Source organism: Halomonas smyrnensis AAD6 (genome assembly GCF_000265245.1).
In the GTDB taxonomy this organism is placed as follows: Bacteria; Pseudomonadota; Gammaproteobacteria; order Pseudomonadales; family Halomonadaceae; genus Halomonas; species Halomonas smyrnensis.
In genome coordinates, this window is record NZ_AJKS02000004.1 from 34339 (window position 1) to 51840 (window position 17502).

Below are 17502 nucleotides of genomic sequence, written 5' to 3' on the forward strand. Positions count from 1 at the left end.
CAAGCATGCGTCAGCCACGCGACACCCTGAAGAACCCCGAACACGAACTGCGGATCTTCCGCCTGCGCTCGCTGCTGGCGGTGGTGATCGTGCTGGCGCTCAGCGGCCTGCTGGCCGGGCGCCTGTTCTACCTGCAGGTCGTCCAGCACGAGAAGTACAGCACCCGTTCGGAGAAGAACCGCGTGCGGGTCGAGCCGCTGCCGCCGACCCGCGGGCTGATCTACGACCGCAACGGCGAGCTGCTGGCCGAGAACCGGCCCACCTACAACCTGACCCTGGTGCGCGAGCGGGTCGACGATCTGGACCAGACCCTGGCGCTGCTGGTCGACCTGCTCGACCTGCCCGCGGATCAGGTCGAGGCCTTCCGCGAGCGCTCGCGCCAGCGCCAGCGCCCCTATCAGCCGGCGCTTTTGATGAGCGATCTCGACGAGGCGCAGATCGCCCGGCTGGCGGTCAATCGCCACCGGCTGCCCGGAGTCGAGGTCGAGGCCCAGCTGCTGCGCTACTACCCGGACGCCGAGGCCATGTCGCACGTGCTCGGCTATGTCGGCCGGATCAACACTGAGGAGCTGCAGCGGGTCGACGGCGGCAACTACGCCGGCACTCACTTCATCGGCAAGACCGGCGTCGAGCGCTTCTACGAGGACACGCTGCACGGCCAGGCCGGGCTGCGCAAGGTCGAGACCAACGCCCGCGGCCGAGTGCTGCGCGAGCTCGGCCACACCGACCCGGTGCCCGGCGAGAACCTGACGCTGACCCTGGACAAGGGGCTGCAGCACCTCGCCGTGGACCTGCTCGACGGCCGCCGTGGCGCCATCGTGGCGATCGCGCCGCAGACCGGCGAGATCCTGGCCATGGCCTCGGTGCCCGGCTTCGACACCAACCAGTTCGTGACCGGCATCGACGTGTCGTCCTATCGCGCGCTGCAGCAGGACATCGACCTGCCGCTGTTCAACCGCGCCATCCGCGGCAGCTATCCCGCGGGTTCCACCATCAAGCCGTTCATGGCCATCACCGGGCTGCGCAACGGCGAGATCACCCCCGACGAGGTGGTCTATGATCCCGGCTACTATCAGCTGCCCAACGATTCCCGCCGCTATCGCAACTGGCTGCGCTGGGGGCACGGGCGGGTGGATCTCGAGCGCGCGCTCGAGGTCTCCAACAACACCTACTTCTATTCCCTGGCCCATGAGCTGGGCATCGATCGCATCCACGACAGCCTGACCCAGTTCGGCTTCGGCACCCGGGTGGCCGCCGACGTCTACGGCCAGAGCACGGGGCTGTTGCCGTCGCGGGACTGGAAGCGGGCGCGCTTCGACCAGCCCTGGTACCCCGGCGAGACGCTCTCGGTAGGCATCGGCCAGGGCTATCTGCAGATCACGCCGCTGCAGCTGGCCTCGGCCACCGCGACGCTGGCCAACCGCGGCCACTGGGTCAAGCCACGCCTGGTGCACGAGACCGGCGACGAGCCGATGCTGCTCGAGCTGCCCGACACACCGCCGGACGTCGAGCTCGAGCATTCCGAGTGGTGGGAAGACGTCATCTCCGGCATGGAGCAGGTGCTGTCCGGCAACGAAGGCACCGCCCGGCGCGCCGGGGCCGGGCTCGAATATCGCATGGCCGGCAAGTCCGGTACCGCCCAGGTGTTCTCGCTGGGGCAGGATCAGCGCTACAACGCCGATGAGCTCAAGGAGCGGCTGCGCGACCACGCCCTGTTCATGGCCTTCGCGCCGGTGGAGGACCCGCAGATCGCGGTGTCGGTGATCATCGAGAACGCCGGCGGCGGCAGCAGCCACGCCGCCGCACCGGCCCGCGCCATGACCGACTACTGGATGCTCGAGCGCGATCACGGCGAGCTTCCGCCGGAAGCGGCGGCCGACGAGGACGGCGAGGCGGACGGCGCCGAGGGAGAGGCATGATGGCGATGGTCGACGTCCTGCTCCGACGCCCGTATCCGGTCAAGCAAACCGCGAGCGGCATGTCCCGCAAGCGCAGCCTGTGGGAGCGCATTCACCTGGATCCCTGGCTGCTCGGGCTGCTGCTGACGCTGATGTCGGCCGGCCTGGTGGTGCTCTACAGCGCCGGCGGCCAGGGCATGCAGCTGGTCACCGCCCAGGCGATCCGCTTCGGCGTCGCCCTGGCGGGCATGGTGATCATCGCCCAGTTCACGCCCGCCACGCTGCTGCGCTGGTCGCTGCCGGCCTATCTGGCGGGCATGATGATGCTGCTCGCGGTGGAGATCATGGGCGACATGGGCATGGGCGCCCAGCGCTGGCTGGTGATTCCCGGCGTGGTGCGCTTCCAGCCCTCCGAGATGATGAAGCTGGCGGTGCCGATGATGGTGGCCGCCTGGCTGAGCCGCCGCGAGCTGCCGCCGCGCTGGCAGGACCTGCTGGTCTGCGCGCTGCTGATCGGCGCGCCGGTGCTGCTGATCGCCCGCCAGCCCGACCTCGGCACCTCGCTGCTGGTGGCCATGGCGGCGGTGTTCGTGATCCTGCTGGCCGGGTTGTCCTGGCGCATCATCGGGCTGCTGGGGGCGCTGGCCGCCGCGGCGCTGCCGCTGCTGTGGATGAACATGCACGACTACCAGCGGCAGCGGGTGCTGACCTTCCTCGACCCGGAGAGCGACCCGCTCGGCGCCGGCTGGAACATCATCCAGTCGACCACCGCCATCGGCAGCGGCGGTCTGTGGGGCAAGGGCTGGCTGCACGGCACCCAGTCGCAGCTGGAGTTCCTGCCCGAGAGCCACACCGACTTCATCGTCGCGGTGCTCGGCGAGGAGTTCGGCATGATCGGCATGCTGGTCTTCCTGCTGCTGTACCTGCTGATCGTGTGCCGCGGACTGTGGCTCGCCGGCGCCGCGCAGGAATCCTTCGGGCGGCTGCTGGCGGGCAGCATCATCCTGACCTTCTTCATCTATGTATTCGTCAACATCGGCATGGTCAGCGGCATTCTGCCGGTGGTCGGGGTGCCGCTGCCGCTGGTCAGTTATGGCGGGACCTCCAGCGTGACCTTGCTGGCCGGTTTCGGTATTCTCATGGCCATTCATTCGCACCGCCGCCTGCTGCCGCGCTAGCGCGGCGAGCGGGCCGATCGACTCAGGGAGAGCAGCATGACGGTGACGATGTCGCGACACGGACGCCGCTGGTTGGGCCTGGCCCTCGGCGGCCTGCTGGCGGGGCTGTCCGCCGGCGTTTCGGCGGCGGATTTCGACCCCGGGCAGGGCAAGGTTCGGGCGCTTGTGGACGAGGTCGCCGAGCGCGGCGTCGACCGCGGCTGGCTCGAGCAGGCCATGGGCCGCGCCGAGTTCCGCCAGGAGGTGCTCGACGCCATGTCCGGTGCCGCCGAGCACCGCCTGGTGTGGCACGACTACCGCGATATCTTCCTCGGTGAGGAGCGCATCCAGCAGGGCGTCGACTTCATCGACGCCCACCGCGAGGCCTTCGAGCGCGCCGAGGCCGAGTACGGCGTGCCGCCTGAGATCGTCGCCGCCATCCTCGGCGTCGAGACCCGCTACGGCCGGATCACCGGCGATCATCGGGTGCTCGATTCGCTGTCGACCCTGGCCTTCAACCACCCGCGGCGCGGCGACTTCTTCCGCGGCGAGCTCGCCGCCTTCCTCGAGATCGCCTACCGCCAGGAGGTGGCGCCGGAGAGCATCGAGGGCTCCTACGCCGGCGCCATGGGCTATCCGCAGTTCATCCCGACCAGCTATCGCGCCTATGCGGTGGACTTCGACGACGACGGCCATCGCAACCTCTGGACCGATCCCGTGGACGCCATCGGCAGCATCGCCAACTACTTCGCCGAGCACCGCTGGCAGCCGGGGGCGCCGATCTATCACGAGGCCGAGGGGCCGAGCGCGCTGCCCGACGGTATCACCTTCAATGCCGCGCGGCCGCCGAGCACCACCGTGGGCGAGCTGGCCGCGGCGGGCATCGACAGCGAGGCTGGGCTTGCCGCCGACACCGAGGTGGTGCCGCTGGCGCTGGAGCTGGAGCTGGAAGACGGCAGCCTGCGCTACCGCTTCGGGCGCGACAACTTCTATGTCATCACCCGCTACAACCACAGCTATCTCTACGCCATGGCCGTGACCGAGCTGGCCGAGGCCATCGCCGAGGCCGAGGGTCGCCAGGCCGACTGGTTCACCGCGACCGCCGCCGACCCGGAGGAACGCCCATGAGAGCCTGGTGGATCCCGCTGCTGGCCACGCTCGTCCTGGCCGGCTGTGCCGGCGGCGGTGGCACGGCCCCCGTGTCGTCCGCCGGCGTCGACGACGATGAGGCGAGCGGCGGCGGGCGCTACGCCATGAGCAGCGACGCCTATCCCGAGGAGCCGCCCGACGTCAGCCAGGTGCCGGATGCGGTGCCGCGCGTCGAGCCGCGCTCGCGCGCCGGCAACCGCTCGACCTACGAGGTGTGGGGCAAGACCTATCACGTGCTGGACGACGCCACCGGCTACGAGCGCCGCGGCACCGCGTCCTGGTACGGCGAGAAGTTCCAGGGCTATGCCACGTCCAACGGCGAGATCTACGACATGTACAAGATGAGCGCCGCTCATCGCTCGCTTCCGCTGCCGAGCTTCGCCCGGGTCACCAATCTCGACAACGGCCGCTCGGTGATCGTGCGCGTCAACGACCGCGGGCCCTTCCACAGCGAGCGCGAGATCGACCTGTCCTACGCCGCGGCGGCGCGCCTCGACATCCTCGATCACGGCACCGGCCGGGTGAAGGTCGAGGCGATCGATCCCGCCGACTGGCAGGCGCAGCATGGCGGCGCCGACGATGATGCCCGCGCCCGACCCGTGGCCGCCAGCGAGCCGACCGCCGAGGCCGCGCCGGCACCCGTCGAGGGTGACGCTGGCGACGGCGCGGGGGCGGCGCCGGAGGGCGCCGTCTACCTGCAGGTGGCGGCGCTGGGTTCTGTCGCAGGGGCCGATGCGCTCAAGGCGAGGCTGCAGGACGCGCTCTCACGCCCGGTGCGGGTGGCGTCCGACGCCGGCCTGCATCGCGTTCAGGTCGGCCCGCTGGCCGGCCGAGCCCAGATCGACCCGGTGCGCGGCGAGTTGCGCCGGGCCGGTTTCGACGAAGCCTTTGTCGTCGATACCAGGGCCGACTGAGTCGGCCCCGAATCTTCCCGATGTTCCCGAAGAGACTGTCCTTCATGAAACCCCTGAGCACCACCACGCTACGCCGGCTGCTGCCGTTACTGTTGATCTGTCTGTCGCTGGTATCCTCGCCGCTGCTGGCGCAGGTGCCCCAGCCCGATACCACCGCCGCGATTCCGCGCACGGTGATTCCGTCGCCGCCGCGGCTGGCGGCCAGCTCCTGGATTCTGATGGATGCCGACAGCGGCCGGGTGCTGGCCCAGCACAACCCCGACCAGCGGCTGCCGCCGGCCAGCCTGACCAAGCTGATGACCGCCTACCTGGTCGAGCGTGAGCTGGAGACCGGCAACATCTCGCCGAACGACATGGTGCCGATCAGCGAGAAGGCCTGGCGTACCGGTGGCTCCAAGATGTTCGTCGAGGTCGGCGACCAGGTGCCGGTCAGCGAGCTCCTGCACGGCATCGTCATCGTCTCCGGCAACGATGCCAGCGTGGCCATGGCCGAGTATCTGGCCGGGGGCACCGAGCCCTTCGCCGATCTCATGAACCAGCACGCCGCGCAGCTGGGCATGACCAACACCCACTACGAGAATCCGACCGGCCTGCCGCACGACAACCACTATTCCTCGGCGCGCGACCTGTCGATCCTGGCCCAGCACATCATCAACGACTATCCGGATCACTACCGGATGTACGAGCAGAAGCACTTCACCTACGGCGGGATCGAGCAGCCGAACCGCAACCTGCTGCTGTGGCGGGATGCCAGCGTCGACGGCCTCAAGACCGGCTGGACCGAAGCCGCCGGCTACTGCCTGGTGGCGTCCGCCGAGCGCGACGACATGCGCCTGATCTCGGTGGTGATGGGCACCGACTCCAAGGAGGCGCGGGCCCAGGAGTCCCAGAAGCTGCTCAGCTACGGCTTCCGCTACTTCGAGACCCTCAAGCTCTATGACCAGGGTGCCGTGCTCAACACCCCGCGGGTGTGGGGCGGCGATCGCAACGAGCTCAAGGTCGGCGTGGACCAGGACGTCTTCATGACCGTGCCGCGCAACCGCGACCAGGAGCTGACCGCCAAGCTGGATATCCGCTCCGATATCACCGCCCCGATCGCCGCCGGCGAGCAGGTGGGCACCTTGGAAGTGCGCCTCGGTGACGAGGTGGTGGGGCAGCGCCCGCTGTTGGCGCTGGAGCCGGTCGAGGAGGGCGGCTTCTTCAAGCGCATGTTCGACAAGGTGCAGCGCTTCTTCATCAACCTGGTGGGCGGTTTCTTCGACTGAGCGGGCCGCCTTGGTGGGCGGGCGCGGGTCGCGTAGAATAATGGGTCGACATGCTTTCGGACGGTTGACGGATGAGCAACAAGACCCTGCGCGACCTGCGCCAGCCCAGCACCACCGCCTCCGGCGGCGGTGAGCCCCCCAAGATCGAATTCCCCTGCGACTATCCGGTCAAGGTCGTGGGCGATGCCGCCGAGGACTTCACCGCCGTGGTGTGCCAGGTGGTGACCCGCCACGACCCCGAGTTCGATGCCAACGCCATCCAGATCGTGCCGAGCCGCAACGGGCGTTTCGTCTCGGTGCGCATCACCCTGCGCGCCACCGGCGAGGCCCAGCTCCAGGCGCTGTTCGCCGAGCTCAAGGCCTGCGAGCGCGTGCACATGGTGCTCTGAGATGGCCCCGCTGACGCTGCATCGCCTCGGCCGGCGACCCTACGAGCCGGTCTGGCGGGCGATGAGCGAGCTGACCGATACCCGCGACGCCGACACCCCGGACCAGATGTGGCTGGTCGAGCACGACCCGGTGTTCACCCAGGGGCGTGCCGGCAAGCCCGAGCATCTGCTGATGCCCGGCGACATCCCGGTTGTGCAGACCGATCGCGGCGGCCAGGTCACCTATCACGGCCCCGGGCAGGTGGTGCTCTATCCGCTGCTGGACGTGCGACGCGCCGGCATCGGCGTGCGCGAGCTGGTCAGTGCGCTGGAGAACGCCGCCATCGCGCTGCTGGCCGGGTACGGCATCGAGGCCCGTGCCCGCTCCGACGCACCCGGCGTCTACGTCGGCGAGGCCAAGATCGCCTCGCTGGGGCTGCGTATCCGGCGCGGGGCGAGCTTCCACGGCATCGCCCTGAACGTCGATGGCGATCTCTCGCCCTTCGAGCGCATCAACCCCTGCGGCTACGCCGGCCTGGCGATGACCCGGGTGGCCGATCTGAAGGATGATGCGCCGTCGGTGTCGGACGTCGGCGAGGCGCTCGCCGCCTGTCTGGCCCGCGAGCTGGGTCGCGAACTGGTCGACGCCGCGGGATAGCGACAAGCGCCGAGCGCCGAGCGACAAGCGCCGAGCTACAAGCGCCGAGCTACAAGCGCCGAGCTACAAGCGCCGAGCTACAAGCGCCGAGCTACAAGAAACCCCCGAAGGTTAAGCCTTCGGGGGTTTCTTTTGCTCTGGGCGATTTCAGGCTGCCGATTTTCAGCTTTCAGCTTTCAGCTTTCAGCTTTCAGCTTTCAGCTTGCCTCAGCTGACGTTGCGGGCGGGGATGATGTTCGGGTCGGCTTCCTGGCCGGGCACCTCGACGGGAGAGGCGAGCTCCAGGCCCAGGTTGTTGTTCTCGAACACCCGGTCGGCGCGATAGCTGGAGCGCACCAGCGGGCCGGACGGCACCTCCATGAAGCCCTTCTCGAGGCCCTTCTGGCGATAGCGCTCGAACTCCTCGGGGGTGACCCAGCGCTCCACCGGCAGGTGGTTGCGGGTCGGGCGCAGGTACTGGCCGAGGGTGACGATGTCGACGCCGATCTCGCGCAGGTCGTCGAAGGTCTGCATGATCTCTTCCTCGGTCTCGCCGAGGCCGACCATCAGGCTGGTCTTGGTGATCACGTCCGGGCGATGACGCTTGGCGTGGGCCAGCACGTCCAGGGTCTTGCGGTAGCCGGCGCGGGGGTCGCGCACGCGGCGGGTCAGGCGCTCCACGGTCTCGACGTTCTGGGCGAACACCTCGAGGCCGGAGTCCACCACCTTCTCGATGGCGCTGGGCGCGCCGTCGAAGTCCGGCGTCAGGGCCTCCACCGCGACCTCGGGCGTGCGGGCCTTGATGGCGCGGATGCAGTCGGCATAGTGGCCGGCACCGCCGTCGGGCAGGTCGTCGCGGTCCACCGAGGTGAGCACGATGTAGCGCAGGGCCATCAGCTCCACCGACTTGGCGGTGTTCTCGGGCTCCTCGGGGTCCAGCCAGCCCTTGGGGTTGCCGGTGTCGACGGCGCAGAAGCGGCAGGCGCGGGTGCACACCGAGCCCATCAGCATGATGGTGGCGGTGCCGTTGCTCCAGCACTCGCCCATGTTGGGGCAGTGGGACTCGGCGCACACGGTGCTCAGCCGATGCTCGGCCACGTTCTTCTTCACGGCGTCGAAGCGCTCGCCGCCGGGGATCTGGGCCCGCAGCCACTTGGGCTTGCGGCCCAGTTCCGGGCTGTCCTCGGCCTGCTGGCGCGCCTTCATGCCATCCTTGATGGCCGTGGCGCCGTGTTCGTTGCGGTATTTCTCGCCGCTGGACACTGACTTGCTGGTGTTGTCGCTCATGAGCTGGCGTTTCTCCACTCGGCGGCCGGTCGCCGCGCGTCTCGCCCTCGGGCGGCCGGTGGTGCTGTCTAGGATCTGTCTATCCAGAATCTCGGGCGCTTAAATTACCATATTTGCTGTCCGGCTGGACAGGCGCCTCAGGGGAGGGCGCTGGGCAGGCAGGCCACGCCGTGGCTGGGCAGGGGCGCGGGGCCGGCGGCGAAATGGTGCTGCCACTCGTCCAGATGACGGCGCACGAAGCGCAGGAACAGCTCGGTGACCGGGGTGGGAAAGCGCTCGCGATGATAGACGGTGCACCAGGAATGGCGCAGCGGGAAGCCGGGCAGGTCGAGGGTCGCCAGCAGCCCGGCCTCGAGCTCCAGGCGCACCGCCAGGCGTGGCAGCACGGCCACGCCGAGCTGGGCCATCACGCCCTGCTTGACCGCCTCGTTGGTGCCCATCTCGATGGCGTGATCGAGGCGCACGTCCTGGTCGGCGGCCAGCTCCTCCAGCGCGCCGCGCACCCCGGAGCCGGGCTCGCGCATCAGCAGATAGTGGCGCGCGAGATCCTCGAGCGTCGGGCGCTGTGCCTCGAGCAGCGGATGGCCCGGCCACACCACCGGAATCATCTCGTTGTCGAGGATCGGCATGAACTCCAGGGCGTCGTCGTCCGGCACCCGGGCCATGATCACCAGATCGTCGCGGCGCTCGGCCAGACGCTCCAGGGCCTGGCTGCGGTTGCACACCCGCAACCGGATCTGGACGTTGGGATAGTGGGCGCGAAAGCGGGCCAGCAGGTGCGGCACCACGTACTGGGCGGTCGACACCGCGGCCAGGTTGAGCTCGCCGGTGATGGTGCCCTCGAGGTCGGACAGGCTCATCTGCAGCCGCGACACCTGGCCGAAGATCGCCTGGGTCGAGGCGGCCAGGGCGTCGGCGGCGGGCAGGGCGTGCAGGGTGCGCCCGGCATACTTGAACAGCGGATGGCCGAGGGCCTGCTCGAGCTGGCGGATCTGGGCGCTGACCGCCGGCTGGGTCAGGCCCAGCGCCTCCGCCGCCCGGGAATAGGACTGGCGCTCGTGGACGGCGCGGAATACCTGGAGCTGGCGAAAGGTCAGGCGATTGAGCAGCTTGGGCGTGTTCATGGATCATCCGTAGCGGCGGCGCGGAAGCGTCCGGCAGGGCCTCTTCATGCTAGCATCTCGGCGGTGCCCGCCGGTAATGTCCGACATTCGGCGCCGCGGGCGGGCTCCTGCCCACGGCCGTGTCCGGCGCCGTCATCATCAGCCTGTGGAATCCGCTCATGTCCTCTTCGCTCTCTCTTCCTCGTCGCCCGCTGGTGGTGGGCCATGGCGTGGCCGCCCTGCGGCTGTGCCAGGCCGCCCGGGAACTCGGCATCCTGGCGCACAGCGCCGAGGGCGAGCCCCCCGCGCTGGTGGCCAGGGCGCGCGCGTTGGGCTGCGATGCCCTGCATCCCGGCGAGGCGGCGCCGTCTCGTCAGCTCGCCCTGGCCCGGGCCTGTCGCGAGGCCGGGCTGCGCTTTCTGGGCCAGGGCACGACGCTGCTCGCCGCCATGACCGACGAGGCGTCCATGCGCCGGCTGATGCAGGAGGCCGGACTGCCGCTGGCGGCCGAAGCGTCCGGCCCCCTGGTGAGCGTCGCGCTGCTGGCCGACGGCGCCGGGCGAATGGTGCATCTGGCACCGCGCCAGACGCTGCCGGATGGCGCATCGCTGGCGCCACTGCCGTGGCTGACGCCGGAGCGCAGCGCTTATCTGGGGCGGCTGGCCGGCCAGGCCGTGGCCGCGCTCGGGGCGACGGGGCTGGTCGAGGCGAGGTTTCGCGTATTCGACAATGCGGTGGGCTTCGATTCCCTGGTGCCCGGGCCGAACGGCGAGGAGGCCCTCGACGAGTCGCTGTTCGGCCTCGATCCGCTGGTGGCCCAGTGGCGCCTGTGGGGCGGCGAGCGCCTGGGTGAGCGCCAGAGCGGGCTGACCGCCCGCGGCCATGCCCGGCTGTGGCGACTGATCCTGCCCGGGGAGGCGCGGCTCGATGGCGGTCCCGGCGTGCGACTGGACGGCGCCGGCTCCGGGGAGGAAGCGCGGCTGGTGGTGTGGGGGCGGCGACCCGAGGACCTGCAGGGGCGCGCCCGTCGTGTGCTGACCGCGCTGCTGGGTGAGGAGGGCGCGCGAGCGCACTGGCCCCTCGAGTAAGGTGGCTCTCGCCACGCGGCGGCGTGTGGGTTATATTGCGATGCAGCAAAGGCGGTTCGGCGCTGGAGGCGTGACCGCCTTTATCCCCATGGCGACCCATGGAGCGTCGATAATATGATTCCCCTCATGCCGACTCTGCCTCCCGCCCTGGCGTCCTGGATGGACCCCTTCGGCTTCGGCCGCGCCGCCGTCGATTACTGGCGCGACGGCCTGGAGCGCAGCACGCTTTACCTGGATGTCATGCGCCAGCGTGGCAACCAGTATCTGGAACACATCGAGCAGACCAAGCCCAACGTGCTCGGCTTCGAGTCCGAGGTCTTGCTCGACGGCCGCGACCTGCCGTGTCCCGTCAACTACGAACTGATGCGCATCCTGCCGCCCGAGGGCGTCGAGACCGATCCGCTGATGCGGCCCTTCGTGGTCGTCGACCCGCGGGCCGGCCACGGGCCGGGCATCGGCGGCTTCAAGCCCGACAGCGAGCTCGGGGTGGCGCTGCGCGCCGGCCATCCGTGCTATTTCATCGGCTTTCTGCCTTACCCCGAACCCGGCCAGACGGTCGAGGACGTGGTCGAGGCCGAGGTGGCCTTCCTGCGCCACGTGATCTCGCTGCACCCGGACACCGCCGAGAAGCCGATGGTGGTGGGCAACTGCCAGGCCGGCTGGCAGATCATGATGGCCGCGGCGCTCGAACCCGAGGTGTTCGGACCGATCCTGATCGCCGGCGCGCCGCTGTCCTACTGGGCCGGCCACCGCGGTCAGGCGCCGATGCGCTATACCGGCGGGATGACCGGCGGCAGCTGGGTCACCACGCTGCTCAGCGACCTGGGCGACGGCCTGTTCGACGGCGCCTGGCTGGTGCAGAACTTCGAGCGCCTGAACCCGGCCAACACCTGGTGGAGCAAGCAGTACCACCTTTATTCCCGCGTCGATACCGAGGCCGAGCGCTATCTGGACTTCGAACGCTGGTGGGGCGGTCACGTGGTGCTGGGCGGCCAGGAGATCCAGTACATCGTCGACAACCTGTTCGTCGGCAACCGCCTCTCCACCGCCCAGATGGTGACCGCCGACGGCCGGCGCATCGACCTGCGCAACCTGCGCTCACCGGTGGTGGTGTTCTGCTCGCGGGGCGACGACATCACGCCGCCGCCCCAGGCCCTGGGCTGGGTGCAGGATCTCTACCAGGACACCGATGACCTGATCGCCAACGAGCAGACCATCGTCTACTGCGTGCACGACACCACCGGGCATCTGGGCATCTTCGTGTCGGGCAGCGTGTCGCGCAAGGAGCACGCCGAGTTCACCGCCAACATGGACTACATCGACGTGCTGCCGCCGGGGCTCTACGAGACCGCGATCTCGCGGGCCGAGGATCGCCCCGACGCCGAGCTGATCGAGCGCGACTACCTGCTCGAGTTCCAGCCGCGCAGCGTCGAGGAGCTGGATCACGAGATCCAGCACCGCGCCGACGACGAGCGTCGCTTCGCCACCGTGGCCCGGGTCTCCGAGATCAATCAGGGCCTCTATCGCGCCTTCCTGCAGCCCTGGGTGCAGGCGCTGGCCACGCCCGAGTCGGCTCACTGGATGCGTCGGATGCACCCCAATCGCCTGGGCTATCGGCTGCTCTCCGATCGCAATCCGCTGATGGTGCCGGTCCCGGTGCTGGCGGATCGAGTTCGCCGCGATCGTCACGAGGTCGGCGAGGACAACGTCTTCCGCGCCCTGGAGGGCGTGGTGTCGAGCCAGATCACCCATGCCCTGGAGGCCTGGCGCGAGCTGCGCGACCGCAGCCTCGAGCGCTGGTTCCAGGACGTCTATGGCCAGCCGCTGCTGCAGCTGCTGGTCGGCCTCGGCGGCGACGCCCCGGTGCGCCGCCAGCCGGGCGCCGAGCCCGAGCAGCGTCGTTTCGTGCAGCAGCGTCACGCGGCGATCCGTACCCGGGTCGCGGAGGGCGGCAGCCACGAGGCGGTGATGCGCTCGGTGATCTACGTGCTGGGCGGCGCGCCGGCCACCGACGGGCGCAACTTCCAGCGCCTGCGGGCCTCGCGGGCCGAGCTGGAGCCGGATGCCCGTCTGGCCGACTTCAAGCACCTGGTGCGCGAGCAGTTCTTCATCCTCGAGCAGGACCGTGAGCTGGCGCTGGAGACGATCCCGACGCTGCTGGAAGGGCTCGCGGCCGACGAGATCGACGCCCATCTGGAGCACATCGACCACGTGCTGGCGGCCAGCGGCGAGCTCAGCGATCGCGCCGCCAAGCGCTTCGCGCGCATTCGCGAGCTGTTCGAGAGCGCCCGCCCCGAGCCGGCGCCGTCTTCCACGCCGGACGAGACGCCGGAGGGGGCGCCCGGCGCGGCGGGGTCGTTAGAGGCGTCCGGCACGTCGCCGGCCTCTGAGACGCCCGCGTCATCCGGGGCGGCTAAGGCCGCCGAGACGCCCAAGACGAGCCCGGCCGCCAGGAAGACGGCCCCTGCCAAGGCCGCTCCGGCCAAGAACGCTCCGGCCAAGAGCACTCCTAGCAAGGCCGCGACGGCGTCCAAGGCATCTTCGGCGCCCGAGACCGCTTCGTCGGAGGCGTCGGGGAAGGTGAAGGCATCGTCGGCGACGTCCGGGGCGCGCCGCAGCGGTCCGCGTCAGACCGGCGCACGGCGCCGCAAGCCGCCCGAGTCCAAGAGCTGACGCTCGAGAGCGTCGCGCACCGCGCCCCCGCCGATTTCCCGGCGGGGGCGCCTGCGTTGGGGACGGTGCTTGCCGAGCCGGGGGCGGCGGTCTAGGGTCAAAGGCCCGGCAATCCCGCGACTGGCGTGTTGGCTGGCGCTGGGGTAGGGTAAGCGCATTTTTCACCCGCCAGCGGGTGGCCGATTCCGTTCGACGCGGGTTTTCCCGCGCCTACAGACGTTTGGAGCACTATGGGCAAGTCTCTGGTCATCGTCGAGTCGCCGGCCAAGGCGAAGACGATCAACAAGTATCTCGGCAACGAGTTCATCGTGAAGTCGAGCGTGGGGCACATTCGTGACCTCCCGACCAGCGGCTCGGGCAAGGCGGCCTCGGATCCCAAGGAGCGTGCCCGGCAGGCCGCGGCGACCCGCAAGATGTCCGCCGAGGAGAAGGCCGAGTATCGCCAGCGCAAGTCCCACGAGCAGCTGATCCGGCGCATGGGCATCGACCCCGAGCATGACTGGGAAGCCAACTACGAGATCCTGCCCGGCAAGGAGAAGGTGGTCGCCGAGCTCAAGAAGCTCGCCGAGAAGGCCGATACCGTCTATCTCGCCACCGACCTGGACCGCGAGGGGGAAGCCATCGCCTGGCACCTTCGCGAGACCATCGGCGGCGACGAGTCGCGCTATCGGCGCGTGGTGTTCAACGAGATCACCAAGAACGCCATCCACGAGGCCTTCGAGGATCCGGGCCAGCTGAACATGCCGCGGGTCGAGGCCCAGCAGGCGCGGCGCTTCCTGGACCGCGTGGTGGGCTTCATGCTCTCGCCGCTGCTGTGGGCGAAGATCGCCCGCGGGCTGTCCGCCGGCCGCGTGCAGTCGGTGGCCATGCGCCTGATCGTCGAGCGCGAGCGCGAAATCCGCGCCTTCGTGCCCGAGGAGTTCTGGGACGTCCACGCCGACCTCAAGCCGGCCGACGATCCCTCGGCCGAGCCGGTGCGCTTCGAGCTGGCGCGCCAGGACGGCAAGGCCTTCCGCCCGACCTCCGAGGCCGAGACCCTGGAGCGCATCGCGGCGCTGCGCCAGGCCGATCTGGCGATCACCTCCCGCGAGGACAAGCCGACCCGCTCCAAGCCCAATGCGCCCTTCATCACCTCGACCCTGCAGCAGGCCGCCAGCGGCCGCCTGGGCTTCTCGGTGAAGAAGACCATGACGCTGGCCCAGCGCCTCTACGAGGCGGGCTACATCACCTACATGCGGACCGACTCCACCAACCTCTCCCGCGAGGCGGTGGACGGCGTGCGCGACTTCATCGGCGAGGAATACGGCGAGCGCTACCTGCCCGAGGCGCCCAACCGCTACTCCAGCAAGGAGGGCGCCCAGGAGGCCCACGAGGCGATCCGCCCCTCCGCGGTCACCCGCCGGGCCACCGATCTGGCCGGCATGGAGCGTGACGCCGAGCGGCTCTACGAGCTGATCTGGCGCCAGTTCGTGGCCTGCCAGATGACCCCGGCCGAATACCTCTCGACCACCCTGACCGTGGCCGCCGACGGCTACGAGCTCAAGGCCAAGGGCCGGGTGCTCAAGTTCGACGGCTACACCCGCGTGATGAAGCCCATGGGGCGCAAGGACGAGGACCAGTCGCTGCCCGATCTGGCCGAGGGCGCGGCGCTGACCCTCGAGTCGCTGGACCCACAGCAGCACTTCACCAAGCCGCCGGCCCGCTACACCGAGGCCAGCCTGGTCAAGGAGCTGGAGAAGAAGGGCATCGGCCGGCCCTCGACCTACGCGGCGATCATCTCGACCATCCAGGACCGCGGCTACGTCACGCTGGAGAACCGGCGCTTCTACGCCGAGAAGCTCGGCGACATCGTCACCGAGCGGCTCAAGGAGTCGTTCCCGGACCTGATGGACTACTCCTTCACCGCGCGCATGGAGGACAGCCTCGACGAGGTGGCCGAGGGCGAGCGCCGCTGGCGCGAGCTGCTCGACGCCTTCTACGCCGAGTTCCGCGAGGAGCTCGACGAGGCCCAGAGCGAGGAGGGCATGCGTCCCAATCAGCCGGTGCCCACCGACATCGACTGCCCGAGCTGCGGGCGCAAGATGCAGATCCGCACCGCCTCGACGGGCGTGTTTTTGGGCTGCTCCGGCTACAACCTGCCGCCCAAGGAGCGCTGCAAGACCACCATCGATCTGCTGCCCGGCGACGAGGCGGTGGCCGCCGATGCCGACGAGGACGCCGAGACCGATGCGCTGCGCGCCAAGCACCGCTGCCCCAAGTGTGGCACGGCGATGGACAGCTACCTGATCGACGAGGATCGCAAGCTGCACGTCTGCGGCAACAGCCCGGACTGCGACGGCTACGAGGTCGAGCAGGGCAAGTTCCGCATCAAGGGCTACGAGGGCCCGACCATCGAGTGCGACAAGTGCGGCAGCGAGATGCAGCTCAAGTCCGGGCGCTTCGGCAAGTACTTCGGCTGCACCAGCGAGAGCTGCAAGAACACCCGCAAGCTGCTCAAGAACGGCGAGGTCGCGCCGCCCAAGATGGACCCGATCCCGATGCCGGAGCTGGCCTGTCAGAAGGTCGAGGACCACTACGTGCTGCGCGACGGGGCCAGCGGCCTGTTCCTGGCGGCCAGCAAGTTCCCCAAGAACCGCGAGACCCGTCCGCCGCTGGTGATCGAGCTCAAGGCGCACGCCGAGGAGCTGCCGGACAAGTACCGCTACCTGCTCGACGCGCCGGACGCCGATCCCGATGGTCGTCCGGCCCAGATCCGTTTCTCGCGCAAGGCCAAGGCGCAGTTCCTGATGACCGAGGACAACGGCAAGGCCACCGGCTGGAAGGCCACCTTCGACGACGGTAAATGGCAGGTGGAGGACAAGCGCAAGTGACCCCGAGAGCCCGTACCAATCAGCTGCTCTATCAGGCCGAGCTGCTGCTGACGACGCCCGCCGGCGATGACGAGCACGCCGAGGCACGCCGCATGGCCGGGGAAGAGGGGGCGCTGGCGATGCTCGAGCTGGCGCTGGAGTCGCTGCTGCGCGAGGTGACCGAGCATGCCCGTCTGGAGCGTCACGACTGGCACGAGCTGCTGGCGGCGGACGGCGAGCCGCTGGCCGAGCTCGAGCGCCTGCGCAGCCTGGCCCGGCGACCGGACAGCTGGCTCGCGCGGCTGATCGCCCGCCTCGAGGCGCTGCATGCCAGCGACGGCGTGGCGCGTCGCGCCAGCGGCGCGGCCCAGGGCATCATCGCCGTGGGCAGCGCCGCTGCCCTGGGTGACGAGTTGCACGACGTCCTGGCGGCCGCCAAGCGCGAGATCGGCGACCTGCGTCAGACCAGCGAAGAGTGGTAACGACGGCCGCGGCGAGGCGTGGGATCCTGCCAGTGTCTAGCCGCGGTCGTTCCAGTGCCGCTGCATTTCCAGGAAGGTCAGCGACGCCGACCAGGTGATCAGCATGAAGCCGGTCAGCGACTCGGTGCCCATCAGGAAGCGCAGCGGGCCCTCGGGGAAGACGTCGCCGTAGCCGAGCGTGGTGAAGGTGATCGCCGAGAGATAGATGTAGTCCAGCCCGTTTTCCATCGGTGTCGTGCCGGCCACGGTGGCCGTCGTGGCGTCCGTCAGCCACCAGGCCGCCAGGCCGAACAGCCAGATTTCCAGCACGTGGGCGGCCAGCAGGCCGTACATCAGCCCCAGGAAGCGCCGCCGCCGCGACGGCGAGGTGCGCCGCATCATCCGGCTCAGCACGCTCGACGCCTCGAAGTGCAGCAGCACGCAGGCCGCCACCACCACCAGGGTGGTGCCCGCCACCAGCAGGTGGCCCCTGTCCAGCAACAGCTCGATCAATGGCCGCTCCTCGAATATGCATGGCCGGTGGCGCGCTGACCGGTTGTCCGCGACGACCGGGCTCGATGCGTCCGAATGACGTGCATCAAGCCGGCATGGTGCCCGTGTCGACTAGGATATCATCAGCGGGAGCATGAAAA

Annotated in this window: 14 protein-coding genes; 11 read left to right on the top strand and 3 right to left on the bottom strand. The window is 69.5% G+C overall.

Going from position 1 to position 17502, the window contains the following annotated elements; genetic code table 11:
* Positions 1 to 5: 5 nt before the first annotated feature.
* From mrdA to lipB, 7 genes are all read left to right on the top strand, one after another.
* A complete protein-coding gene (mrdA, locus tag UYS_RS0205795) occupies positions 6 to 1919 on the top strand; it encodes a penicillin-binding protein 2 (RefSeq protein WP_016854559.1) in 1914 nt (637 codons plus the stop codon).
* A complete protein-coding gene (gene rodA / locus UYS_RS0205800) occupies positions 1919 to 3076 on the top strand; it encodes a rod shape-determining protein RodA (protein WP_016854560.1) in 1158 nt (385 codons plus the stop codon). Before mrdA ends, rodA begins: the two co-directional genes overlap by 1 nt.
* A 36-nt stretch (positions 3077 to 3112) precedes the next feature.
* The gene (gene mltB / locus UYS_RS0205805) at positions 3113 to 4183 is read left to right on the top strand and encodes a lytic murein transglycosylase B (RefSeq protein ID WP_016854561.1); all 1071 of its coding nucleotides are present in this window, start codon (positions 3113 to 3115) and stop codon (positions 4181 to 4183) included.
* Entirely contained in the window at positions 4180 to 5118 is a 939-nt protein-coding gene (locus UYS_RS0205810; protein ID WP_016854562.1) for a septal ring lytic transglycosylase RlpA family protein, read from the top strand. Before mltB ends, UYS_RS0205810 begins: the two co-directional genes overlap by 4 nt.
* Positions 5119 to 5138: 20 nt before the next feature.
* Complete coding sequence (locus UYS_RS0205815) at positions 5139 to 6383, top strand: D-alanyl-D-alanine carboxypeptidase family protein (protein ID WP_016854563.1); 1245 nt, start codon at positions 5139 to 5141, stop codon at positions 6381 to 6383.
* Positions 6384 to 6454: 71 nt separating this feature from the next.
* Positions 6455 to 6772, top strand: coding sequence for an HP0495 family protein (locus UYS_RS0205820; protein ID WP_016854564.1), 318 nt, complete (start codon positions 6455 to 6457; stop codon positions 6770 to 6772).
* A 1-nt stretch (position 6773) separates the two neighbouring features.
* Positions 6774 to 7409, top strand: a complete 636-nt coding sequence (gene lipB, locus UYS_RS17710) for a lipoyl(octanoyl) transferase LipB (protein WP_016854565.1) — start codon at positions 6774 to 6776, stop codon at positions 7407 to 7409.
* A gap of 207 nt (positions 7410 to 7616) precedes the next feature.
* Here lipB and lipA read toward each other — a convergent pair whose 3' ends face one another.
* Together lipA and UYS_RS0205835 are read right to left on the bottom strand one after the other, a co-directional pair.
* Entirely contained in the window at positions 7617 to 8675 is a 1059-nt protein-coding gene (gene lipA / locus UYS_RS0205830; RefSeq protein WP_016854566.1) for a lipoyl synthase, read from the bottom strand.
* 137 nt (positions 8676 to 8812) lie between these two features.
* The gene (locus UYS_RS0205835; protein ID WP_016854567.1) at positions 8813 to 9799 is read right to left on the bottom strand and encodes a LysR family transcriptional regulator; all 987 of its coding nucleotides are present in this window, start codon (positions 9797 to 9799) and stop codon (positions 8813 to 8815) included.
* Between the two features lie 158 nt (positions 9800 to 9957).
* Between UYS_RS0205835 and UYS_RS0205840 the strand changes: the two genes are divergently transcribed.
* The 4 genes from UYS_RS0205840 to UYS_RS0205855 all read left to right on the top strand — a co-directional run bounded on the left by UYS_RS0205840 (position 9958) and on the right by UYS_RS0205855 (position 16870).
* Positions 9958 to 10866, top strand: coding sequence for an acetyl-CoA carboxylase biotin carboxylase subunit family protein (locus UYS_RS0205840; RefSeq protein ID WP_016854568.1), 909 nt, complete (start codon positions 9958 to 9960; stop codon positions 10864 to 10866).
* Between the two features lie 114 nt (positions 10867 to 10980).
* The gene (locus tag UYS_RS16985) at positions 10981 to 13539 is read left to right on the top strand and encodes a DUF3141 domain-containing protein (RefSeq protein ID WP_016854569.1); all 2559 of its coding nucleotides are present in this window, start codon (positions 10981 to 10983) and stop codon (positions 13537 to 13539) included.
* A 230-nt stretch (positions 13540 to 13769) separates the two neighbouring features.
* Entirely contained in the window at positions 13770 to 16409 is a 2640-nt protein-coding gene (gene topA, locus UYS_RS0205850) for a type I DNA topoisomerase (RefSeq protein ID WP_016854570.1), read from the top strand.
* On the top strand, positions 16406 to 16870 hold the full coding sequence (locus UYS_RS0205855) for a DUF6586 family protein (protein WP_016854571.1): 465 nt from the start codon (positions 16406 to 16408) through the stop codon (positions 16868 to 16870). The genes topA and UYS_RS0205855 overlap by 4 nt, the downstream gene beginning before the upstream one ends.
* A 36-nt stretch (positions 16871 to 16906) precedes the next feature.
* Here the strand turns inward: UYS_RS0205855 and UYS_RS0205860 are convergent, their stop codons facing one another.
* Entirely contained in the window at positions 16907 to 17362 is a 456-nt protein-coding gene (locus tag UYS_RS0205860) for an ion channel (RefSeq protein WP_016854572.1), read from the bottom strand.
* Positions 17363 to 17502: the final 140 nt, after the last annotated feature.